The organism is Streptomyces camponoticapitis, assembly GCF_014646115.1.
In the GTDB taxonomy this organism is placed as follows: domain Bacteria; phylum Actinomycetota; class Actinomycetes; order Streptomycetales; family Streptomycetaceae; genus Streptomyces; species Streptomyces camponoticapitis.
Map to the genome: position 1 here is coordinate 1 of NZ_BMMV01000022.1, position 22312 is coordinate 22312.

The 22312-nt window shown below is 72.1% G+C and carries 20 protein-coding genes; 4 read left to right on the forward strand and 16 right to left on the reverse strand.

Annotated features, from left to right (window positions below; translation table 11 throughout):
- Positions 1–269: 269 nt before the first annotated feature.
- The gene (locus IEY79_RS27730; protein ID WP_189110361.1) at positions 270–1556 is read right to left on the reverse strand and encodes a glycoside hydrolase family 10-like protein; all 1287 of its coding nucleotides are present in this window, start codon (positions 1554–1556) and stop codon (positions 270–272) included.
- 158 nt (positions 1557–1714) lie between these two features.
- Between IEY79_RS27730 and IEY79_RS27735 the strand changes: the two genes are divergently transcribed.
- Positions 1715–2575, forward strand: a complete 861-nt coding sequence (locus IEY79_RS27735; protein ID WP_189110362.1) for a 3-hydroxybutyryl-CoA dehydrogenase — start codon at positions 1715–1717, stop codon at positions 2573–2575.
- A 67-nt stretch (positions 2576–2642) separates the two neighbouring features.
- On the opposite strand, the gene IEY79_RS27740 is transcribed toward IEY79_RS27735, so the two are convergent.
- From IEY79_RS27740 to infC, 9 genes are all read right to left on the reverse strand, one after another.
- Positions 2643–3182, reverse strand: a complete 540-nt coding sequence (locus IEY79_RS27740) for an NUDIX hydrolase (RefSeq protein WP_189110363.1) — start codon at positions 3180–3182, stop codon at positions 2643–2645.
- Between the two features lie 51 nt (positions 3183–3233).
- Positions 3234–4571, reverse strand: coding sequence for a tetratricopeptide repeat protein (locus IEY79_RS27745; RefSeq protein ID WP_189110364.1), 1338 nt, complete (start codon positions 4569–4571; stop codon positions 3234–3236).
- Between the two features lie 408 nt (positions 4572–4979).
- Positions 4980–7529: a phenylalanine--tRNA ligase subunit beta gene (gene pheT / locus IEY79_RS27750; RefSeq protein ID WP_189110365.1), complete on the reverse strand. Its 2550-nt coding sequence runs from the start codon at positions 7527–7529 to the stop codon at positions 4980–4982.
- A complete protein-coding gene (gene pheS, locus IEY79_RS27755; protein WP_189110366.1) occupies positions 7529–8659 on the reverse strand; it encodes a phenylalanine--tRNA ligase subunit alpha in 1131 nt (376 codons plus the stop codon). Before pheS ends, pheT begins: the two co-directional genes overlap by 1 nt.
- A 292-nt stretch (positions 8660–8951) precedes the next feature.
- Positions 8952–10193: a sensor histidine kinase gene (locus tag IEY79_RS27760; protein ID WP_189110367.1), complete on the reverse strand. Its 1242-nt coding sequence runs from the start codon at positions 10191–10193 to the stop codon at positions 8952–8954.
- A 95-nt stretch (positions 10194–10288) separates the two neighbouring features.
- The gene (locus IEY79_RS27765; protein WP_189110368.1) at positions 10289–11128 is read right to left on the reverse strand and encodes a TrmH family RNA methyltransferase; all 840 of its coding nucleotides are present in this window, start codon (positions 11126–11128) and stop codon (positions 10289–10291) included.
- A 151-nt stretch (positions 11129–11279) separates the two neighbouring features.
- Entirely contained in the window at positions 11280–11666 is a 387-nt protein-coding gene (rplT, locus tag IEY79_RS27770) for a 50S ribosomal protein L20 (RefSeq protein WP_023542860.1), read from the reverse strand.
- Between the two features lie 97 nt (positions 11667–11763).
- Positions 11764–11958, reverse strand: a complete 195-nt coding sequence (rpmI, locus tag IEY79_RS27775; RefSeq protein WP_078078233.1) for a 50S ribosomal protein L35 — start codon at positions 11956–11958, stop codon at positions 11764–11766.
- Positions 11959–12080: 122 nt separating this feature from the next.
- Positions 12081–12797 (reverse strand): translation initiation factor IF-3, encoded by a 717-nt coding sequence (gene infC / locus IEY79_RS27780; protein ID WP_189110369.1) that lies wholly within the window; start codon positions 12795–12797, stop codon positions 12081–12083.
- 324 nt (positions 12798–13121) lie between these two features.
- Between infC and IEY79_RS27785 the strand changes: the two genes are divergently transcribed.
- Positions 13122–13484, forward strand: a complete 363-nt coding sequence (locus IEY79_RS27785; protein ID WP_189110370.1) for a DUF1844 domain-containing protein — start codon at positions 13122–13124, stop codon at positions 13482–13484.
- Here the strand turns inward: IEY79_RS27785 and IEY79_RS27790 are convergent.
- A complete protein-coding gene (locus tag IEY79_RS27790; protein ID WP_189110371.1) occupies positions 13475–14224 on the reverse strand; it encodes an SseB family protein in 750 nt (249 codons plus the stop codon). The two genes, IEY79_RS27785 and IEY79_RS27790, sit on opposite strands and share 10 nt — an antisense overlap.
- A 77-nt stretch (positions 14225–14301) precedes the next feature.
- Here IEY79_RS27790 and IEY79_RS27795 point away from each other — a divergent pair, with 77 nt between their 5' ends.
- Positions 14302–15024 carry a serine hydrolase gene (locus tag IEY79_RS27795; protein WP_189110372.1) on the forward strand — a complete coding sequence of 241 codons (723 nt, stop codon included), beginning with the start codon at positions 14302–14304 and terminating at the stop codon, positions 15022–15024.
- On the opposite strand, the gene mycP is transcribed toward IEY79_RS27795, so the two are convergent.
- Both mycP and IEY79_RS27805 read right to left on the reverse strand, forming a co-directional pair.
- Entirely contained in the window at positions 14999–16258 is a 1260-nt protein-coding gene (gene mycP / locus IEY79_RS27800; protein WP_189110373.1) for a type VII secretion-associated serine protease mycosin, read from the reverse strand. The genes IEY79_RS27795 and mycP overlap by 26 nt on opposite strands.
- Positions 16255–17067 (reverse strand): hypothetical protein, encoded by an 813-nt coding sequence (locus IEY79_RS27805; protein WP_189110374.1) that lies wholly within the window; start codon positions 17065–17067, stop codon positions 16255–16257. Before IEY79_RS27805 ends, mycP begins: the two co-directional genes overlap by 4 nt.
- An 835-nt stretch (positions 17068–17902) precedes the next feature.
- Between IEY79_RS27805 and IEY79_RS27810 the strand changes: the two genes are divergently transcribed.
- Positions 17903–19105, forward strand: coding sequence for an amino acid deaminase/aldolase (locus IEY79_RS27810; protein ID WP_189110375.1), 1203 nt, complete (start codon positions 17903–17905; stop codon positions 19103–19105).
- A gap of 46 nt (positions 19106–19151) precedes the next feature.
- Here IEY79_RS27810 and IEY79_RS27815 read toward each other — a convergent pair whose 3' ends face one another.
- Genes IEY79_RS27815 through IEY79_RS27825 form a run of 3 tightly spaced genes read right to left on the reverse strand, consistent with a single transcriptional unit; the run spans position 19152 to position 22307 of the window.
- Positions 19152–20111 (reverse strand): DUF2510 domain-containing protein, encoded by a 960-nt coding sequence (locus tag IEY79_RS27815; protein WP_189110376.1) that lies wholly within the window; start codon positions 20109–20111, stop codon positions 19152–19154.
- Between the two features lie 9 nt (positions 20112–20120).
- A complete protein-coding gene (locus IEY79_RS27820) occupies positions 20121–20924 on the reverse strand; it encodes a 3-oxoacyl-ACP reductase (RefSeq protein ID WP_189110377.1) in 804 nt (267 codons plus the stop codon).
- A 3-nt stretch (positions 20925–20927) separates the two neighbouring features.
- Positions 20928–22307, reverse strand: coding sequence for an aldehyde dehydrogenase family protein (locus IEY79_RS27825; protein WP_229701185.1), 1380 nt, complete (start codon positions 22305–22307; stop codon positions 20928–20930).
- Positions 22308–22312 lie beyond the last annotated feature (5 nt).

Consider the following 22312-nt stretch of genomic DNA (forward strand, 5'->3'; position numbering starts at 1 on the left):
TCAGGGCCATCGGCAAGCCCGGAAGATCTTGGTAGATAAAGAACAAGCCTAGGGCGTGTTTTGAAAGTCCCGTCTGGCTCACGGCACCTGGCACGCACGCTCGCCGCGTTGTCGGGTCGCCCGAGTACGCCCGGTACGAGAGCGATCCTCCCCCTTGCGATCGCACGCACCAGACGCCGTGAGCCCCGCCCTGCGGGCGGACGACGCCACTTTCAAAACACGCCCTAGGGCGTGTCCTGCGGCGCGTCCTCCTGGCCGGTCTTCGTGGATCAGCCCTGCCGGGGCGGCCGAACCCGTGACTTGTAGTGGTCGGCCACCGCCCTCGCGAACGCGCCGTTCTTGTCGTTGACGCACTCCAGCGCGGAGAAGTAGCAGTGCCCGCGCACTTCCGGGTACTGCTTCGCGAAGGTCAGATGACGGGAGACCTCCGCCACGTCCTGCCACGGCGCGGGCTGGGCGGGGTCCCCCGCCTTGTAGAGGGCCTCGCCGATGTACAGGTCGACGCCCGTGCCCTTCACCACCTCGCTCCACCAGGGGACGAGCTTCGCGTAGTCGGCCGCGGCGAAGCCGATGTTCCAGTAGATCTGCGGGGTGATGTAGTCGATCCAGCCCTCCTTGACCCACTTCCGGGTGTCGGCGTACAGATCGTCGTAGGTCTGCACGCCCGCCTTGGTGTCGGAGCCGGTCGGGTCGGTGGCGATGTTGCGCCACACCCCGAACGGGCTGATGCCGAAGGCGACGTGCTTCTTGATCTTCTTGATCCGCTCGGCCGTCTCGCGCACCAGCCGGTCGGTGTTGTCGCGCCGCCAGGAGGCCTTGTCGGGGAAGCCCGCGCCGTACTTCGCGTACTGCGCGTCGTCCTCGAAGACCTGGCCGGCGACCGGGTACGGATAGAAGTAGTCGTCCCAGTGCACCGCGTCGATGTCGTAGCGCCGTACGGCGTCGAGCATCGCGTCCTGGACGAATTTCCTGACCTCCGGGATGCCCGGGTTGTAGTACAGCTTCCCGCCGTACGGAAGGACCCAGTCCGGGTGCTTGCGCGCCGGGTGGCTCGGGATGAGCCTCGACGGGTCCGTGTGGTTGGCCACGCGGTACGGGTTGAACCAGGCGTGCAGTTCGAGACCCCGCTTGTGGGCCTCCTTCACGGCCGTACCCAGTGGGTCCCAGCCCGGGTCCTTGCCCTGTACGCCGGTCAGACACTCGGCCCACGGCTCGAACGGCGAGGGCCACAGCGCGTCGGCGGTCGGCCGCACCTGGAAGACGACGGTGTTCAGCTTCCGGTCGACGGCGGTGTCCAGGAACTTCAGGAGTTCCGCGCGCTGTTCGGCCGCCGGCAGTCCGGGCTTCGACGGCCAGTCGCGGTTGACGACCGTGGCGAGCCACATTCCGCGCAGTTCGGTGTGTGTGCTGTGCCGGCCACCGGACCCGGCGGCGCCCTCCGCGCCCGCCGCCGCCCCGTTGGCCGCGGTCGCGGCGACGGCCTCGCCCGCCACCGCCAGCGACGTGAGCGCGCCGGCCGTTGCCGCCACGAACCCTCTTCTACCGATTTGCCGCATTTATTGACCCCTCGTCGGTTATCTCGGTCGGATGTTGCCGCACAGCATGCCCGCCCCGGCCCGCCGTGCACACACCTGCGCGGAGTAACGTCGGGGGCCGGGACGGGCACCGGAATCACACGGGGCCCGGCAGGACTGGGACCAGGGAAAGGCACGATGTGACCGACATCGAACGCGTCGGAGTGGTGGGCTGCGGCCAGATGGGCGCAGGCATCGCGGAGGTGTGCGCGCGCAGCGGCCTTGCGGTGATGGTCGCCGAGACCACCGGCGAGGCCCTGGAGATAGGGCGCACCCGCCTCTTCAACTCCCTCTCGAAGGCCGCCGAACGCGGCAAGATCACCGAGGAGGAGCGCGACGCGACGCTCGGCAGGCTCAGTTTCACCACCGACCTCGGGGAGTTCGCCGACCGTGATCTGGTGATCGAGGCCGTCGTCGAGAACGAGCAGGTCAAGACGGAGATCTTCCAGGTCCTGGATCAGGTCGTGACCCGCGCCGACGCGATCCTGTCGTCCAACACCTCCTCCATCCCGCTGGTCAAGCTGGCCGTCGCGACGTCCCGTCCCGACCAGGTGATCGGCATCCACTTCTTCAACCCGGCACCGGTCCAGCAGCTGGTCGAGCTGATCCCGGCACTGACGACGTCCGACGACACGGTCAAGCGCGCCGAGGCCGTCGTCCAGGACGTGCTGGGCAAGCACGCGATCCGCGCCCAGGACCGGTCCGGTTTCGTGGTGAACGCCCTGCTTATTCCTTATCTCCTCTCGGCCATCCGGATGTTCGAGTCCGGTATCGCGAGCCGCGAGGACATCGACAACGGCATGGAGATGGGCTGCGCCCACCCGATGGGCCCGCTCAAGCTCGCCGATCTGATCGGCCTGGACACGGTCGCGTCGGTCGCCGACTCGATGTACGCGGAGTACAAGGAGCCGCTGTACGCCGCTCCCCCGCTGCTTCAGCGCATGGTGGACGCGGGGCGCCTCGGCCGCAAGTCGGGCTCGGGCTTCTACCCGTACGGCTGAGTACGGGCTTCCACCCGTCCGGCCGGGTCCCCCGGCCGCCGACGACGGAAGCCCGGTCCGCCAGGCGCTAGCCGCCGCCTCCCAGGCGCAGATGATGGAGCATCAGCAGTCCGGCCGCCATGTTGGCGGCCGGCACCTCACCTCGCGCGATCATCTCGGGAACGAGCCCCAGCGGGACCCACTCCCGGCGGGAGGATTCGAAGTCGTCCTGCGGATACCCGGTGTAGGTCGCCGCGTCCGACCAGTAGAGATGGTGCCTGGCGTCGGTCAGTCCGTTGGACGGCTCGACGGTGAGCAGATGCCGGAGGCGGCCGGGCCGCCACCCCGTCTCCTCCTCCATCTCCCGCGCCGCCGCCCCCTCGACGGACTCGCCGTCCTCGACCACTCCGGCGGCGAGTTCCCAGCCCCAGCTGTCGGTGATGAAGCGGTGCCTCCAGAGCATCAGCACCTCGTTGGCCTCGTTGACCGCCGTCGCCACCGCCACCGGGCGGAGCCGGATGAGGAAGTGGTCCAGGTGCCGGCCGTTGGGGAGTTCGACGTCCGCCAGATTGACCTGGAACCAGCGATTTTCATACACAGTCTGTTCGCTTAAGTTCGCCCACTGCACGGTTTTGCCACCTTCCGGTTGGGAGTTGGCAATATCGCAGCAGTCACGTCCTCACAGGGGAACGCGCAAGGCCCGTGCGATGAATCCGGCCGCTTCCGTCGCCTCCGCCGAGCCGCTCTCCAGCAGCCCCAGCCGCACCATGCCCATCCGGTCCCTGAGCCGCAGCGACTCCATTCCCCGGGCACGCTCGGCCATCTCCCTCGCCGTACGGGCCGCCCGGTCCGGTTCGCCCTGCCGCAGCTCGATCTGGCTGAGCATCGCGAGCCGGTGCACCCGCCCCCGGTCGTGCGCCGGCGCGCCCACCGCCTCCGTGGCGTGCGTCCGCGCGGCCGTCAGTTCGCCGAGGCTCAGCAGCGCCTCCGCGACCTGCACGTTGACCAGGCCCGGTTCGACATAGCCGGTCTCGTCCGGCTCCTGCCCCGGTCTGATCCGCCCCGCCTCCGCCTCCGCCCGCCCGATGCACGCCCGCGCCCCGCTCCCGTCGCCGAGCAGGGCGTACGACTTGGCCTGCATCGCGTACAGATCGGCGGCCAGTGCCGGTGTGATCGCCCGCCCCGCCGTACGCAGCGCCGCCTCGGCGAAGGCCACCGCCTGCCGGTACTCCCCCATGAACAGCGACTGGTTGACGAGCAGCGCGACGGCGTACGCGCCGAGTCCGGTGTCCCCGCTGGCCTTCGCCAGCCGCAGCGCCTGGTGGAAGTAGCGCTGAGCGAGCCCCTGCGCGTCGGAGTCGTACGCGCAGATACCGGCCACCGCCACCAACCCACCGGTGGCGCGGTGCAGTTGGCGGCCCGTCGCGTCGCTGTAGCCGCCGCGCAGCAGGGGCGCCGTCTCGGCGTTGAGGAAGCCCACGATCCGCGCGTGGGTGGCGAGTCCGCCCGCCCTGCGGTACATCAGCTCGTAGTGCGCCCTGGCCGTCCGCAGGAGTTCGACGTCGGCCGGGCCGACGCGGCCCGGCCCGACGCGCGAGACGTCCGCGTCCCCCGGCGGGTTCTCCCACTCCCAGACCGGCATCACGGCGTGCGTACCGGTGATGGCGGGCGCGGCCACGACGTGACCGCGCTGCTGCTGGTCGGAGCGCCACAGCGCGGTGGCCCGCTCCACGAAGACCGAGAGGGTGGCGTCGCGGCCCGGTGTCCCGGGGCTCACGCCCAGGCCGATGTCGTCGAGCGTGAGGGTGCGCCCCAGGCGTTCCCCCAGCACCTGACAGATCAGCTCGGGCACCTGGCCCCGTGGCCGCTGGCCCCTCAACCACCGCAGCACAGACGTGTGTTCGTACCGGAGGCCGAGCCCGCACGTCTGTCCCGCCCGGTTGACCCGGGCGGCGAACCCGGCGTGGGACATGCCCGCCTCGTCGATCAGGGAATCCAGCAGGGTGTTGGGCTGCATATGGCCCCTCCGGAGCTCGGAGGCCACAGCGTAATGGAGCGGGACATCGCACGGGGTGTGAACGTAATGCCCGGATCTGGCCATTGTGCGCCCTGTCACGCCCGGCGCCGCCGCTGTTGACTGGTCGCCTCGCAAAGAGCGGCCGGGCCGCCGCACTCCCCCTCGTGCGGTACGGCGGCCCACCTCGCGTCGTCCGCCCCGCCAACCTGCCCGACTCCGCGGCGGGGCGGGCGGCGCACCGGCCGCGTCAGCGGTTGCGAGGCGGATACGGCGCAGTGTTCGTCCCCCCGGCCTGCGCCGGTATCCGTGTGAGTCCCACCTCACCGAGAGAGAACGGCCGAGGGGCGCGACCGGACCTGAATCCGGACGCGCCCCTCGGTCGTTCGGCCGTTTCCGTGCCGCGCGGGCTCACGCCCCCCGCAGCACCGCGCCCGTACGCTCGGCAGCCAGCGCCACCGCGCTGTCGCGCGCGGCGGACGCCTCGTCCACGGTCAGTGTCCGGTCCGCGGCGCGGAAGCGGAGCGCGTACGCCAGGGACTTGCGCCCCTCGCCCAGCTGCTCACCGGTGAACACGTCGAACAGCCGGAGCGATTCGAGCAGTTCACCCGCGCCCTCGCGAAGCGCCCGCTCCACATGGGCGGCCGGCACGTCCTCGGCCACGACCAGGGCCACGTCCTGGGTGGCGACCGGGAAGGTCGAGATCCGCGGCGCCCGCAGCGGGCCCGTGCCCGCCCGCTCCACGAGGTCCAGTTCGAGCTCCATGGCGCAGGTGCGCTCCGGCAGGCCGTACGCCTTGATGACGCGCGGGTGCACCTCACCGGCGTGGCCGACCAGGGTCCGCTCGCCGTCCACCGTGACGTACAGCGCCGCGCAGCGGCCGGGGTGCCACGGCGCGTACTGGCCGGACTCCACCGTCAGCTCCGCGCCTGCCTCGGCGGCGACCGTACGCGCCGCCTCGACCGCGTCGGCCCAGTCGGCGGGGCGGCCCGCGCCCCACCAGCCGGCCTGCTCACGCGCACCGGCGAGGACCACGGCCGCGTGGCGCGGCTGCCGGGGCAGCGCGGCGTCGAGCGACGCGAGCTGTTCCGGGGTGGGGCGCCGGTCGACGGGCAGCCTGGCCGGTACCTTCTCCTCGCCCGTGGGGCGGAAGACCAGGCCCGACTCGTACAGCGCCAGATCGTGCGAGCCGCGGCCGTCGTTACGGCGCAGCGCGCCGAAGAGGCCCGGCAGCAGGGTCGTGCGCATCGCGGGCTCGGTGTCGACGAGCGGGTTGACGAGGTCGACCGTACGGCGACGGTCGTCGTCGGCGTCCAGTCCGAGCTGGTCGAGCTGCGCCGTACCGATGAACGGGTAGTTCAGCACCTCGACATAGCCCGCGCCCGCCAGCGCGCGGCCGACCCTGCGGTACAGCCGCTGCCGCTCGGTGAGCCCGCGACCGGCCGGCGGCCTGGGCAGCGTGGAGGGCAGATTCTCGTACCCCTCCAGCCGGATGACCTCTTCGGCGAGGTCGTTGATCTCGCGCAGGTCGGGACGCCAGCTCGGGACGGTGACGATCAGCTCGTCCTGTCCCTGGACGTCGCAGCCGACCTGCTGGAGCCTGCGGACGACGGTCTCCCTGCCGTACGCGAGCCCGGCCACCCGGTCGGGGTGGTCGGCGGCCATCGTGATGGTGTGCGGGCCGGACGGTGCGACGACCTCGGTGACACCGGCCTCCGCCGAGCCGCCCGCGAGCAGCACGAGCAGATCGACGGTCCGCTGCGCCGCCGCCGGGGCGGCGTGCGGGTCGACGCCGCGCTCGAAGCGCCTGGACGCCTCGGAGGCCAGCTTGTGCCGGCGCGCGGTACGGGCGATGGAGATCGGCTCGAAGTGCGCCGCCTCGATGACGACCTCGGTGGTGCCGCGCGCCGCGCGAGCGGCGGCGGACGAGGAGAGCGGACTCGGCGCGATCTCGCCGTCGGCGATCTCGGTGTCGGCGCCGCCCATCACACCGGCGAGGCCGATGGGACCGCGGTCGTCGGTGATGACGAGGTCGGCCGCGTCCAGGACGCGCTTGACGCCGTCGAGCGTGGTCAGTACCTCGCCCTGCTCGGCACGCCGGACACCGATCGCGCCCTCGACCCGCTTACGGTCGTACGCGTGCAGCGGCTGGCCGATCTCCAGCATCACGTAGTTGGTGATGTCGACGGCCAGCGAGATCGGCCGCATCCCGGCCTTCTGGAGCCTGCGCTTGAGCCAGATCGGCGAGCGCGCCTCGGGGTCGAGGCCGGTGACCGTCCGGGCGGTGAAGTGGTCGCAGCCGACGGAGTCGGCGATCTCCACACGGTGGCCGTAGGAGTTCGGCGCGGGCACGTCGAGCAGCGCCGGGTCGCGCAGCGGGAGCCCGTACGCGGTGGCGGTCTCGCGGGCGATGCCACGCATCGACAGGCAGTAGCCGCGGTCGGGTGTGACGGCGATGTCGAGGACCTCGTCGATGAGCTGGAGCAGCTCGATCGCGTCGGTGCCCACCTCATACTCCGGCGGCAGGACGACGATGCCGCCGCTGCCGTCGTCGCCCATGCCGAGCTCGGCGCTGGAGCAGATCATGCCGTGCGAGGTCCGGCCGTACGTCTTGCGCGCGGAGATCTCGAAACCGCCGGCCAGCACGGCGCCGGGCAGGACCACCACGACCTTGTCGCCGACGGCGAAGTTCCGCGCGCCGCAGATGACTTCCTGCGGTTCGCCGGTGCCGTTGGCGTCCCCGACGTCGAGGGTGCAGAAGCGGATGGGCTTCTTGAACTCCGTCAGCTCCTCGACGGTGAGGACCTTGCCGACGACGATCGGGCCCTTGAGGCCGGCGCCGAGCTGCTCGACCGTCTCGACCTCAAGACCGGCGGGGACGAGCCTGGCCTGCACGTCGCGGCCGGTCTCGGTGGCCGGCAGGTCGACGTACTCCCGCAGCCAGGAAAGCGGGACGCGCATCAGATCTCCATCCCGAACGGCCGGGTGAACCGGACGTCACCCTCGACCATGTCTCGCATGTCTTCGACGTTGTGGCGGAACATCAGCATCCGCTCGATGCCGAACCCGAAGGCGAATCCGCTGTACTTCTCGGGGTCCACCCCGCAGGCGACGAGCACCTTCGGGTTGACCATGCCGCAGCCGCCCAGCTCGATCCAGCCCTCGCTGCCGCAGGTGCGGCAGGGCCGGTCCGGGTTGCCGACGGACTCGCCGCGGCAGACGTAGCAGACCATGTCCATCTCGGCGGACGGCTCGGTGAAGGGGAAGAAGTTCGGCCGCAGCCGGGTCTTCATGCCCTCACCGCCGAAGAGCTCCTGGACCATGTGGTCGAGGGTGCCCTTGAGGTCGGCCATGGTCAGGCCCTCGTCCACGGCGAGCAGCTCGACCTGGTGGAAGACCGGGGTGTGGGTGGCGTCCAGCTCGTCGGTGCGGTAGACGCGGCCCGGGCAGATGACATAGACGGGCGGCTCACGGTCGAGCATCGCGCGCGCCTGGACCGGCGAGGTGTGCGTACGCAGCACCACTCCGGACTCGTCGCCGGCCTTGCCGTCCCGGTCCTGGACGAAGAAGGTGTCCTGCATCTGGCGCGCCGGGTGGTCGGGCACGAAGTTCAGGGCGTCGAAGTTGAACCACTCCGCCTCGACCTCGGGGCCGTCCGCCACCGCGTAGCCCATGGCCGTGAAGATGTCGGCGATGCGCTCCATCAGTGTGGTGAGCGGGTGCCTGGCGCCGGCCGGGACGCGGTCGTAGGGCAGGGTGACGTCCACCGCCTCCTCGACCAGCACCCGCGCGTCACGCTCGGCCTCCAGCTCCACCTGCCGGGCGGCGAGCGCCTTGTTCACGGCCGCGCGTGCCTGGCCGACACGCTTGCCCGCCTCGGCCTTGGCCTGCGGGGGCAGCGCGCCGATCTCACGGTTGGCGAGCGACAGGGGCGAGGTGCCGCCGGCGTGCGCCGTCTTCGCGTGAGCGAGCGCGTCGAGGTCGCCCGCGGCGGCGAAGGCGGCGAGCGCCTCGTCCCGCATGCGCTCGATCTCTTCCGGTTTCAGCGCCTCGACCTCGACTGGGTCGTACGACTTGTTGGGTGCGGACATCTCTTCCCGTGCTTCCGGTTGGTTGGATCCTGTCCGGTCGGTCTTCGTGGGTCAGCCCGCGTTGCCTGGTGCCGTGCATCGCAAGGCGGAGGATCGTCCTCGTACTGGACGTACTTGGACGACTCCGGCAACGCAGCGAGGTGCGGTGCCAGGCTTCGCGGGCCCACGAAGACCGACCGGACAGGATCCAGGCGAAAACGACCCCGCTCGATTGCCCGAGGACGCAAAGGTGCCAGGGGTCGAGTCTAAAGGCCGTACGGAGTGAAGAAGCCCGTCGGCGGTGAGGGCCTGCTCAGGCGAGGTAGGCCGGGGCGCCGACGGGCAGGATAAATCGGAACTGAGCCCCGCCGCCGGGCCCGCGGCCGACGGTGATCGTCCCGCCGTGCGCCTCGACGATGCCCTTGACGATGTACAGGCCCAGGCCCGTGCCACCGCGCTTGCTCCCCCGCCAGAAACGGGTGAAGACACGGCCCATCGACTCCTCGGGGATGCCGGGGCCTTCGTCGCTCACGGTGACCGCTGTTCCTTTCGCGCCGCCGTCGGCGTGGGTGTGCTCCGCGTTCGCGTGTTCCGCGTGCGCGTACTCGACATGTTTGACCTGGGCGGGTGCCACCTCGATGGTGACGGTTCCCGCGCCGTGGCGCACCGCGTTTTCCAGCAGGTTGCCGAGTATCTGGTCGATCTTGTCGGGATCCGCCCAGAGCGCGGGCAGCGGTTGCTGGATCCGTACGAGGAAACGGTCCGGGGACTGTCCGGAAGCGGTGATGGACTGGATGTGACGGCCGACGGCGGTGCCGATGTCGACCGGCTGGCGGCGCACCTCCAGGCGTCCGGAGTCGATCCGCGAGATGTCGAGCAGCTCGGCGATGAGTCTGGTGACCCGGTTCGCGTCGGCGTCGACGGTCTCCAGCATCAGCCGCTTCTGGTCGTCGGTGAACCGTTCCCACTTGGCGAGCAGCGTCGCGGTGAAGCCCTTCACCGAGGTGAGCGGGGAGCGCAGCTCGTGCGCCACGGTCGCGATCAGCTCGGCGTGGCTTCGTTCGGTACGGCGCCGGGCCTCGGTGCCTCGGATACTGACGACGAGCCTGCGGACGGGCCCCTGGGGATACGCGCGGACGTAGCGGGCGGAGACCAGCACCTCACGGCCGCCCGGGAGCAGCAGATTGCGTTCGGGCTGGCCGTAGCGGGTGAGGAGACCGCCGTACGGATCGGTGAGAGCCCACCAGCGGCGCCCTTCGAGGTCTTCGAGGGGCAGCGCGCGCTCCAGGGAGCTGCCGACGGCCTCGACCGCGACGACGGCGGTGATCCGGGCGGCGGCGGCGTTGAAGCAGATCACCCGGCCCGTCTCGTCGGCGACGACGAGACCGTCCGGGAGGTCGTCGGGATCGATCCCGAAATCCTGGCCGAAGTCCTGGCCGGGGTCCTCCTGGCCGAGGTCGCCCACGTCCCGTGCGAGGTCCGGGGGACCGGTGCCGCCGGGACCAGGCCTGACGGGTCCCCGTGTGATGGCCGACCCGCTCGCCCCGACCGTCATGCCCGCATCCCACCTCTTCCGAAGAGCACAGTGGGCCCCCGAGTTTCCGGTCACCCTACTCGCTCTCATCGCTCAAGGTGACTGCGCGGACCCCCTCAGCTCACAGTGCGGACACGCTGTGCCCGGGCCGAGGCGTAGAGACATACGGCCGCGGCGGTCGCCAGGTTCAGACTCTCGGCCCTGCCGTGGATCGGAACGCGTACGACGGCGTCCGCAAGCGCCCGCGTCTCGGCCGGCAGCCCCCATGCCTCGTTGCCGAAGATCCAGGCCGTCGGACCGCCCATGGTGCCCGCGTCGAGCTCGTCGTCCAGGTCGTCGTCGCCCGCCCCGTCCGCGGCGAGGACACGGACTCCCGCCCCCCGCAGGCCCGCCACGGCCTCCTCGACGGGGACACCGACGGCGACCGGCAGATGGAAGAGCGAACCGACCGACGCCCGGACCGACTTGGGGTTGTAGAGGTCGACGGACGCGTCGGTGAGGACGACGGCGTCGGCTCCCGCCGCGTCGGCGCAGCGCAGCACGGTGCCCGCGTTGCCCGGGTCGCGTACGTGCGCGAGGACGGCGACGAGTCGGGGCCGCGCCCGCAGGACCGACTCGAAGGGCGAGTCCAGGAAGCGGCAGACGCCGAGCAGCCCCTGCGGGGTGACGGTCTGGGAGACGTCGGCGACGACGGCGGGGTCCGCGTAGTGCACCTGCGCCCCGGCGGCGTGGGCGGCCTCGACGATGCCGGCGTACCGCTCGGCCGCCTCGACGGTGGTGAACAGCTCGATCAGCGTCGGCACACCGTCCGTCCCCCGGTGCTCGACCGCCTCCCGTACGGCCTGCGGGCCCTCGGCGATGAACCGGCGTTCCTTGCCGCGGAAGGCCCGTCTGGCCAGGCGCCGGGCGGCGGTGACACGCGGGGAACGCGGAGAGATCAGCTCGGGGGTGCCCATGGGCGGCGGCTCGCTTCTCGTGCGGACGTACGCGCGCGTGGCTGGGGTGAGGCGTACGTACTCCGGTGTACGGGTGGAACGCGCCGGACCCGCAGGCGATGTGCCTGCGGGTCCGGCGGGGAAGTGCTCTGCTCCGTGATCCGGCAGGGGATCAGGCGGCGGCCTTCGGGGCGTTGACGTCGCTCGGGAGCGCCTTCTGGGCGACCTCGACGAGCGCGGCGAACGCGTTGGCGTCGTTGACCGCGAGCTCGGCCAGGATCTTGCGGTCCACCTCGATGTTGGCGGCGTTGAGACCCTGGATGAGGCGGTTGTACGTCATCCCGTTCTGGCGGGCCGCGGCGTTGATCCGCTGGATCCACAGCCGGCGGAAGTCGCCCTTGCGCTTCTTGCGGTCGTTGTAGTTGTAGACCAGGGAGTGGGTTACCTGCTCCTTGGCCTTGCGGTACAGGCGCGAACGCTGGCCGCGGTAACCCTTGGCCTGCTCGAGGATCGCCCGGCGCTTCTTGTGGGCATTGACTGCCCGCTTGACGCGTGCCACTTGTTAACTCCTTGTAGCTGGGTCACGGGCGTTGACGTGACCCGAGAACGGCGTGGTCGGTATGCGGCCGGGCCCCGCCCCGCGGCGGGGCTCGGGCCTACAGGCCGAGAAGCTTCTTGGCCTTCGCGGCGTCACCCGGCGCCAGTTCCACCGTGCCGGCGAGACGGCGCGTCAGGGTGGACGGCTTGTGCTCCAGGTAGTGGCGACGGCCCGCACGCTGGCGAAGGATCTTGCCGGAGCCGGTCACGCGAAAGCGCTTCTTCGCACCGCTGTGCGTCTTGTTCTTCGGCATAGCGCCGTTCTCCTCATCAGTGGCACTCCCCGCCGGTCGGTCGGACCGGCGGCGGGAGCGTCAGATTGCTGTGTATGGAATCCGGGCGGGACTCGGGGGGCGCCTGGCCGGCGGCCCCTGTGTCACGCCTCGGAGGGCGATTCGGCCGGAGCCTCGGCGTTGGCCTCCGCACGAGCCTTCGCGGCGTCCGGAGACTCGTCCACGTGGTCGTCGGTCGCGTAACCCTGGCGCTCCGCCTTGCGGGCCGCCTGGGCCTCGCGGGCCTCGGCCATGGCTTCGGTCTTCTTCTTGTGCGGGCCCAGAACCATGATCATGTTCCGGCCGTCCTGCTTCGGGTTCGACTCGATGAAGCCGAGCTCCTCGACGTCCGAAGCGAGACGCTGGAGCAGCCTGAAGCCCAGTTCGGGGCGGGACTGCTCGCGACCACGGAACATGATCGTGATCTTGACCTTGTCACCCTGCTTGAGGAACCGGACGACGTGACCCTTTTTGGTGTCGTAGTCGTGCGGGTCGATCTTCGGCCGGAGCTTCATCTCCTTGATGACCGTGTGCGCCTGGTTCTTGCGCGCCTCACGGGCCTTCATGGCCGACTCGTACTTGAACTTCCCGTAATCCATGAGCTTGCACACGGGCGGACGGGCGGTCGCCGCGACCTCGACCAGGTCCAGGTCGTACTCCTGTGCGAGCTCCAGGGCCTTCGCAAGCGGCACGATGCCGACCTGCTCGCCGCTGGGGCCGACAAGGCGGACCTCGGGAACACGAATCCGGTCGTTAATGCGGGGCTCAGCGCTGATGGATCCTCCTCGGTAGCACCACGCGACTGCCTGGCAGACAGCCACGTAACGTCTGTTTCGTCAGACCAACCGTGAGGGGAAACGAAAAATGCCCCGGACGGGACACAGGCGGGAGCTCCATGAATACCGGAACACCGCCGCGTCGAACCGCGGGGCGCATCGGGCGGTTCCATCGTCCGTACGGAACGATGGTGACCACCTGACCGGTGACCCGCCACCCGTGAGGGCGGCCAGGTGGGAGAACGGAGCCTCCACTTGTGGGTCGGGCACACACATGTCCGACCGGTCGTTACACAAGGTTAGCAGCTCCCGGCCGGGTGAGGTAACCGGCTGTCCCCTCTTCCTGCGCCTGGGCATATCGTGTGCCGAATGAGCGACACGACCCCTCACCGGGAACCAGCCGACTTCGACGCCATGACCCGGGACATCGCGGAGGTGCCGGCCGTCGAGGTGATCGTGACCGTCGCCGTCAATCTGATGAGCGCCGCGGCGGTGAAGCTCGGTCTCACGGAGGACGGCGACGAGCACAAGGACCTGGACGAGGCCCGCAAGCTGGTGCACGCGCTGGCCGGGCTGATGGACGCGAGCGCGACGGAGATCAGCTCCTTCCACGCGGCGCCGCTGCGGGACGGGCTGAAGTCGCTCCAGCTGGCCTTCCGCGAGGCGTCGCTGGTCCCGGACGAGCCGGGCCAGGGTCCGGGCGAGAAGTACACGGGACCTGTCTACGGCTGATCGCGCGGGAGTTCGCGTACGAACAGGGGCTCGCCCGGGGGCGAGGCACCGGCCGGCAGCAGTGCCAGGTCGAGGCCGCGCACCAGGCGGGCCCTCAGCACGTCGTGCGCCGCCAGCGCGGAGGCGATCCGCCCGACCACGTCCCCCGGGGCGGCGTCCGGCAGCAGGACGAGCGCGAGGATGCCGTCCGCCTCGCCGGGGCCGAGATGCGCCCTCAGTACGGAGGGCTCGGCGGCGGCCACCTCCTTGACCGCGGTGACGACGGCGGGATCGTCGAGCGGGTCGGTGCTCGTCCGGCCCTCGGCGAGCGCGAACAGGGCCGGCCCGGCGAGTTCGTACGGCACGGGCCCCGCCAGGTCGATGACGACCGTGTCGGCCTTCTCGTGCGCCGCCGCGCTCAGCGCCTGGTGCAGCGGTACGGCGACGGGGCGTGCCCCCGGGTCCCAGCGGGCCAGTGCGTCGGTCGAGGTGAAGGCCGGCAGGGCGCGCCGGCCACCGGCCTGGAGCGTGGGGACCGCCATGTCGCTGTTCTTCTCGCGCCGCAGCCCCCCCTCGTCCGTCTCGGTCTCGCCGAGGACGGCGACGACCGGGACGAGCAGCCGGGCGCCCTTGAGGGCGGCGAGGACGCGCGGCTCGGCTGTCCGGTCGCCGGACCAGGCGGCGAGGGCCTCCGTGAGGACGGGGTCGGCGGTGCCGTCGTCGTCGGAGAAACCGGAGTCGGGAATGTTCTTGAGAGCCACGGGCCGAGCCTAGTGGGCGCGCCCTCGACGCCCGTCGCGGGCACCGGGCAGAATCAACGTCCGACCGAGGGGGACACATGCGCGCTGCGGGCGATCCGCTCGTCGTCACCACCGACGCGAACGTCACGTACGACGTCGCCGTCCGCGACCCGGCCACCGGGCGCACCACGGCGTACCGGCACGCCCCGGCCCCCACTCATCCCACCGCCAGCGTCGTCAAGCTCGGCATCCTCGCCGCGCTCCTGCTGCACACGCAGGACACGGACCGTGAACCGACTCCCCAGGAGCACGCGTCGGCCGCCGGCATGATCGAGCGCAGTGACAACGACGCCGCCACCGAACTGCTGAGGGTGGCCGGCGGCTCCGAGGGACTGGACGCGGCCCACCGGCGCCTCGGTCTGCGCGAGTCGGCGGTGAACGAGTCCTGGGGCCTCACGCGAACCACCGCGACGGATCAACTGGCCCTGCTGGAGGCAGTGTTCGGCGCGGGGGCGACACCGCTCAGCGAACGCTCGCGCGCCTTCGTGGCGGACCTGATGACCCATGTGGTGCCTGACCAGGCGTGGGGTGTCTCGGCGGCGGGCGGCGCGCCGGCGCTGAAGAACGGCTGGATGCCGCTGGGCCCCGACGGCCTGTGGGTCGTCAACTCGGTGGGCCGGGTCACCGCCGACGACCGCGACGTCCTCGTGGCCGTCCTGTCGGGCGGTCATCCCACGAAGGACGCCGGCATCACCCTGGTCGAGGCGGCGGCGCGGGCCGCCGTCGGCGAGGCCGTCAGCGCGGCCGGCGGCGTCCGCTGACCGGTCCGCCGCGCCAGAGCACCACGGCGCCGGCCAGCAGGAGCGCGCCGAGGCCGCCCGCGAGCGGGGCGAGCCAGGCGGCGGGCTCGGACTCCCCCGAGGCGTTGTGGGGACCGCGGCCGAAGTACCGCTTGGTGTAGCCGGCCGCCTTGTCCTTCGAGTCGGCCGTCGTGGTGGTCAGCCCGACGCCCGCCTCGATCGCCGCGGCGGGATCGACGATGCCGTAGCCGGTCGAGTCGTCGCGGCCGTTGTCCGGGGCGTCGCGCGCGGTGTCGGCGAGCAGCTTCTTGATCTGGGCGGGCCGCAGTTCGGGGTGGGCCGCGCGTACGAGGGCGACGGCGCCGGAGACGAAGGCGGCGGCGGCGCTGGTGCCCCAGCCCTCGTAGTAGTGCCGGTCGGGGTCCGCTATGACGACGTCGACACCGGGCGCGCTGACGGTGGCGTACCAGCGGCGGGTGGAGAACGCGGCGTGGGTGCCGTAGCGGTCGACGGCCGTCACGGCGATCACGCCGGGATAGGCGGCCGGGTAGGAGATGCGGTCGCCCTTCTCGCCGCCGTTGCCCGCCGAGGCGACCACGGCCACGCCTTTGGACAGGGCGTACTGGACGGCGGCGTCCTCGCCCGGCTCCGGGTGGGCCGACTCGCTGTCGTCGCCGAGGGAGAGGTTGATGACGTCCGCGCCGTTGTCGGCGGCCCAGCGGATGCCGTCGGCGAGTGAACCGCCGCGCGACTTGCGGGCCTTGGCCCGGTCCGGGTCGGTGCCTTCGAGGATCACGCGGACCGGCAGGATCTTCGCCCGGGGGGCGATCCCGAGGACACCGTCCTCGCGGCCCGGGCCGTGTCCCCGGCCCGCGATGATGCCCGCCATGGCCGTGCCGTGCCGCGCCCAGGCCCGGTCGCCGCTCCCGGCGCCGAAGCCGATGAGGTCCTTGCCGGTCAGCACCTGCCCGGCGAGGTCGGGGTGGGTGGGGTCGACGCCGGTGTCGAGCACGGCGACGGTGATGCCGTCGCCCTTGGTGGTGCGCCAGGCCTCGTCGGTGTGCATCGCTTCGAGGGCCCACTGCTGGGCGCGTATGACGTCCGCGTGCGCGGGCGTCGCCGGGACCGCGAGGAGGAAGGAGGCGGCAGCCAGGGTGGCGGCGAGGCGGTGTCGCCGGCGCTGGGCCGGTCGCCTCGTGCGCGCTGCCGGTGTCGCGCGCGTCGGCGGCGGGGGCGTGGGCCTGGGCGTGGTCATTCGGGCTTCTCCGTCGCCTTGCTGGCTGTCGTACGCAGACCGCGCTCGACCCGGTCGGCCAATCCCTTGGCGTCATGGCCGAGCCCGGCCTGGGCGGCCGCCGTCTTCGCGCCGTCGGCGGTGGCCTTGGCGACCGGCTGCGGGTCGGTGACAGGGCGTCCGTCGGCGAAGCCGGAGACGGCGTACACGACGACGGGGGCCTCGGTGAGGACGTTCACCGTCCAGCTCGCGCGCTGCCCGTCGCCGAAGCCCGCGGCCAGGGTGCCCTTCACCGGGTAGGTACGGGGCATCAGGTCGGTGCGTTCACCGAGTTTCTCGTCGGTGAACCGGGCGTCCAGCGCCTCCATGCCCGCCGGTTCGGCCTCCGTGAAGACCATGCCGACGGTGGTGAGAGTGCTGCTGGTCGCGTCCACGTAGGTCGCCCGCAGGACCCTCTCGCAGCCCACCGGACGCAGCGTCTTCAGGAGGAGCGGATCGAGGGCTCCGCCGCAGCCGCTGTCGGGTGCCACGGCGACCCTGGTCCAGCTCCGGTCGGCGCCGCCCGGGCCTGCGCCGCCGCCCTTGATGGTGCGCGGGAAGAAGGTGTCGACAGGGGTGCTGTGCCAGAGCGTACGGAGCGGCGCGTAACCGGCGCCCGGGGCGGGGTCGGCGGACGAGTCCCCGGTCAGCCAGGTACCGGTGACGGCGCCGCCGATCAGACCGAGGCCGAGGACCACACAGACGATCGCGCCGGCCGTCCTGCCGGGGTGGCGGGAGGGCACGGGACGCAGCCGGGCGGTCGTCTCGGCGGGGGCCGCGGGAGGCTCCACCGGCCAGCGGTAGGGCGGCGGCGGGAGCGGTCGGCCACCGGCCGGGGGCCGGGTGAGGTCGACGGGGCCGGCGGGCCCGCGGTGCTGCGGGGCGGGCGGCTCGGCCGGGCGCCGCGACGGCTCGGGAGAGAACGTGTAACCGGGTGGCGGCGGCGGGAGCGGGGTGGACCTGCCCGAGGACGCGGATGCCGGGGCCGACGGCGGTGGCGGTGTCGCGGGCGGCCGGGTGGGCCGGGGCGGTACGGCGCCGGCGGGCGGGGCCGGGGGGACCGCGCGAAGGCGGGCCGTGTCCTCGTCGGGCGGCACGGTGGATCGCGGGGTTGTACGCCACGGGGCCGTGCGCTGTGCGGGCGGTCCGGCCGGGCGCGGGGGTATGCCGGGCTTCCCACCGGACGACCGGCCGGATGCCCCGTCGGGCGTTGCGCCCGGCGCCTCCGTGGGCCGTTCGGGAGGCCTGGTGCCCGCGCTCCCGGCGGCCGGATCGGGCCGCGTCGTCTCGGCGCGGGGTTCATTCGCGCGGGGCTTCTCGGCGCGGTCGGATCCGGGCGCTTCGTCGCGGCCGTGGACGGGCCGCGCGAGCGGGGGTCCCGACGGTGGCGGTGGGCCGGCGGGGCGGGGCGGCAAGGGCGCGCGCCGCGCTTCGGTACTCATCCGCCCCCCTGTGATCACGGCCTTGTCCACGGCGGATCACCGGACGGGGCAGGCCCGTTCGTCGCCGCGTGGGCGTCACTCTACGGGCTGGAGAGCGCCGCGCGGGAACAGGTCCGCAGGTCGGGGCGGATCTGACCAGAACATCCCCCTACCGTCGGGTAAGCCCGTCTGGCAAGCTCGGAAGATGACTCCCCGCGCCGCCGACCGGGCCCGGTACGACCGGGCCACCGCACATCTGGACGCCCCGCTCGCCGTGGTCGATCTCGAAGCCTTCGACGCCAACGCGGACGATCTCGTCCGCCGGGCGGCGGGCAAACCGATCAGGGTCGCCAGCAAATCGGTGCGCTGCCGCGCGCTGCTGGAGCGGGTCCTGGCGCGCGACGGCTTCGCGGGCGTCATGTCGTTCACGCTGGCCGAGTCGCTGTGGCTGGCGCGTGCCGGTTTCGAGGACGTGCTGCTCGGCTATCCGTCGGCGGACCGGGGCTCGTTCGCGGAGCTCGCCGCCGATCCGAAGCTCGCCGCGGCCGTGACGGTGATGATCGACGATCCCGCGCAGCTGGACCTCGTCGACCTCTCGCGGGCGGGCGGCACGGAGGAGATCCGGGTCTGTCTGGAGCTGGACACGGCGCTGCGGATGTTCGGCGGGCGGGTCCGGATCGGGGCCCGCCGCTCACCGCTGCGTGAGCCGGCCCAACTGGCCGAGCTGGCCAGGTCGGTCGTCCGCAGGCCCGGTTTCCGGCTGGTGGGGCTGATGGCGTACGAGGGTCATGTCGCCGGTGTCGGTGACTCGGTCGCGGGCCGGCCGCTGCGCTCGCGCGCGGTGCGGCTGATGCAGTCCGCCGCCCGCAAGGAGCTGGCCGAGCGGCGCAGGGCGGTGGTGCGCGCGGTGCGACTGGTGGCGCCGGAGCTGGAGTTCGTCAACGGCGGCGGCACGGGCAGTGTGCAGCACACGGCGGCCGAGGACTCGGTGACGGAGATCGCCGCCGGGTCGGGGCTGTACGTACCGCGGCTGTTCGACAACTACACGTCGTTCAGGGGCCGTCCGGCCGCGCTCTTCGCGCAGCCGGTGGTGCGCAGGCCGGGTGTCGGCGTGGTCACCGTGCTCGGCGGCGGCTATCCGGCGTCGGGCGCGGCGGGCCGGGACCGGCTGCCGGAGCCGTATCTGCCGGAGGGGTTGCGGTACGACCCCCAGGAGGGCGCCGGCGAGGTGCAGACCCCGTTGCTGGGCTCGGCCGCCGACGATCTGCTGATCGGCGACCGGGTGTGGTTCCGGCACGCGAAGGCCGGTGAACTGTGCGAGCGCTTCGACGAGTTGCTGCTGATCGAGGGTGACCGGGTGACGGCGTCGGTACCGACGTACCGGGGCGAGGGCCGTACGTTCCTCTGAAGCACCACCTGCGCGAGGTGGGACTCGGGGAGGGCTCGGGAGGGGCTCAGGAGGGTCCGATGGAGCTGCCGACGCCGCCCGTGCTGTCGCCGATCGTCCGGATGCCCTTGGTGATCGTGTCCATCCCGCTGACGGCCGGTCCCTTCGGCCCCGCGTCGAAGGCGAACCGGACGATCACGAGCGACCCCGCGCCGATGGCGGAGGGAAAGGCCAGCGACTGGACGTAACCGCCCGGTCCCTTGCCCGTCGTGACCCTCCAGCGCACCAGGTACCCGTCGCGTCCGGTGACGGAGACGGCCTCGGACTTCACGACGGTGTGCGAGGTGACGTTCCCGTAGAGGGGCGTGCCGATGGTGTCCTCGTCGTACAGGGCGTCGGACGCCTCCTGGATGTCCTCCTTGGCGAGGGCCTCGGGAGAGTCCGCGTCGGTCTGGGTGGCGGTGAAGGACATGACCCGGCCGTACCGGCAGTAGCGGTTCGTCCGGCCGGGGCACTCGTACTCGTCCACGGTCGTCATGGTGACCGAGCGGTCCACGAAGCTGTCCGACTTCTCCCAGTCGTCCGGGATGGGCAGGGTGATCCCGTTGAGCTGATCGACCAGGACGTCGGGGTCGGCACTCGGCTCGGCCGCGGGGCTCTCGCCGGGGCCGGCCGTCGGGCCGGCCGCGGGCTCGCCGGTGGTCGGAGCGGAGCGGGGCTCGGTCTTCGTCCCGTCGTCGCCGAGCAGCGTGACACCGGCGAGGATCGCGGCGACGACGAGCGCGGCGGTCACGGCGACGACGGCCCGGGCACGCCCGCCCCGACCGCCGCCGGTGCCGCCGTTCGGCGGTTGCTGGTACGGCTGTTGGTACCCCTGCTGGTACGACGGCGGCTGCTGGTACGGGCCGGGAGGAACGGCGCCGCCGAGCGGCCGGGTGTGCGCGGTCCAGGCGTTCCCGTCCCACCAGCGCTCGGTGCCGGGCACACTCTGGTCCACGTACCAGCCGGGCGGGGTCGTCATACTCATCCCGCCAGCCTAGAGCGGTGTCACGTACGCTCCGCCGATTCCGCCGTCGACCATGAAATCCGTGGCGTTGACGAACGACGCGTCGTCGCTCGCGAGGAACGCCACCGCCGCGGCGATCTCGTCCGCCTCGGCGAACCGCCCGCCCGGAATGTGCACCAGCCGCCGTGCGGCCCGCTCGGGGTCGCTCGCGAACAGCTCGCGCAGCAGGGGGGTGTTGACCGGGCCCGGGCAGAGCGCGTTGACCCGGATCCCTTCGCGGGCGAACTGCACGCCCAGCTCACGTGACATGGCGAGCACGCCTCCTTTGGAGGCGGTGTACGAGATCTGGCTGGTGGCCGCGCCCATGGTCGCCACGAACGACGCGGTGTTGATGATCGAGCCGCGCCGCTGCTGCCTCATGTAGGGGAGAACGGCCTTGCAGCACAGGTAAACGGAGGTGAGGTTGACCTCCTGGACCCGGCGCCAGGCGTCGATGCCGGTGGTGAGGATCGAGTCGTCCTCCGGCGGCGAGATGCCCGCGTTGTTGAAGGCGATGTCGATGCTGCCGTAGGTGTCGAACGCCTTCTTGAAGAGGGCGTCGACCTGTTCCGCGTCGGTGACGTCGACCTGTACGAAGATGCCGCCCACCTCGTCGGCCACCGCCTTGCCCGCCGCCGCGTCGATGTCGCCGCAGACGACGTGCGCGCCCTCGGAGGCGAGGCGGCGCGCGGTGGCGAGACCGATGCCGCTGCCGGCGCCGGTGATGACGGCGGTACGGCCGACCAGCCGGCGGCAGACGGGCGCCTCGGCGCTCTGGTTGGTCTCGTCGGGCATGGGTCAGGCCTCCGTACTGATGAAGATGTTCTTGGTCTCGGTGAACGCGGTGAGTGCGTCGGGGCCCAGCTCACGGCCGACGCCGGACTGCTTGTAACCCCCGAAGGGGGTCGAGTAGCGCACGCTGCTGTGCGAGTTGACGGACAGATTGCCGGCGGCGACGGCGCGCGAGACGCGCAGCGCGCGGCCGATGTCGCGGGTCCAGAGGGAGCCGGAGAGCCCGTACTCGGTGTCGTTGGCGAGGCGGATCGCGTCCTCCTCGTCGTCGAACGGGATCACGACGGCGACGGGGCCGAAGATCTCCTCGGTCAGGGCGGGGTCGTCGGCCGGGACGTCGGTGAGGACGGTCGGCGGGAACCAGAAGCCCGGCCCGTCGGGGGCGCTGCCCCGGATCGCCGCCTCCCGGCCCTCGGGGACGTACCCGCGCACGCGGTCCAGTTGGGTGCGCGAGATCAGCGGGCCCATCTGGGTCTTCTCGTTCGACGGGTCGCCGACGACGACCGACCGCACGGCGGGGGCGAGGAGTTCGAGGAACCGGTCGTACGCGGTGCGCTGGACGAGGATGCGGGTACGGGCGCAGCAGTCCTGTCCCGCGTTGTCGAGGAAGGCCATGGGCGCCTGCGCCGCCGCCCGCTCCACGTCGGCGTCGGCGAAGACGATGTTGGGGCTCTTGCCGCCCAGTTCGAGGGTCACGCGCTTCACGAGCCGCGCGCCACTGGCCATGATCTCCTTGCCGACCCGGGTGGAGCCGGTGAAGACGATCTTCGCCACGCCCGGGTGCTCGACCAGCGCCCGGCCCGCGACTTCCCCGGCGCCCGGAAGGACCTGGAACAGATGCTCGGGAAGGCCCGCCTCCAGGGCGAGTTCGGCCAGCCGGAGCGCGGTCAGCGGGGTGGTCTCGGCGGGCTTGAGGAGTACGGCGTTGCCTGCCGCCAGTGCCGGTGCGGTGCCCCAGGCGGCGATGGGCATGGGGAAGTTCCAGGGGGCGATGACGCCGACGACACCGAGCGGTTCGAGGAGGGTGATGTCGAGCCCGCCGGCGACCGGAATCTGACGACCCGTCAGGCGCTCCACTCCCCCGGCGGCGTAGTCGAGGAGGTCGCGGACGTTGCCCGCCTCCCAGCGCGCGTTGCCGAGGGTGTGGCCGGCCTCCCTGACCTCCAGCCGGGCGAGTTCTTCGAGGTGGTCGTCGACCACGGCGGCGAATCGGCGCAGCAGGCGCGCGCGGTCGGCGGGGGCGGCGCTCCCCCATCGGTGCTGGGCGGCGGCGGCCCGTACGACGGCCGCGTCGACCTCGGACGCGCCGGTCGCGGGGACGGTGGCGACGACCTCCTCGGTCGCCGGGTCGAGGATCTGGTGTGCGTGGGGCGGCTGGTCGGGCACGGCTC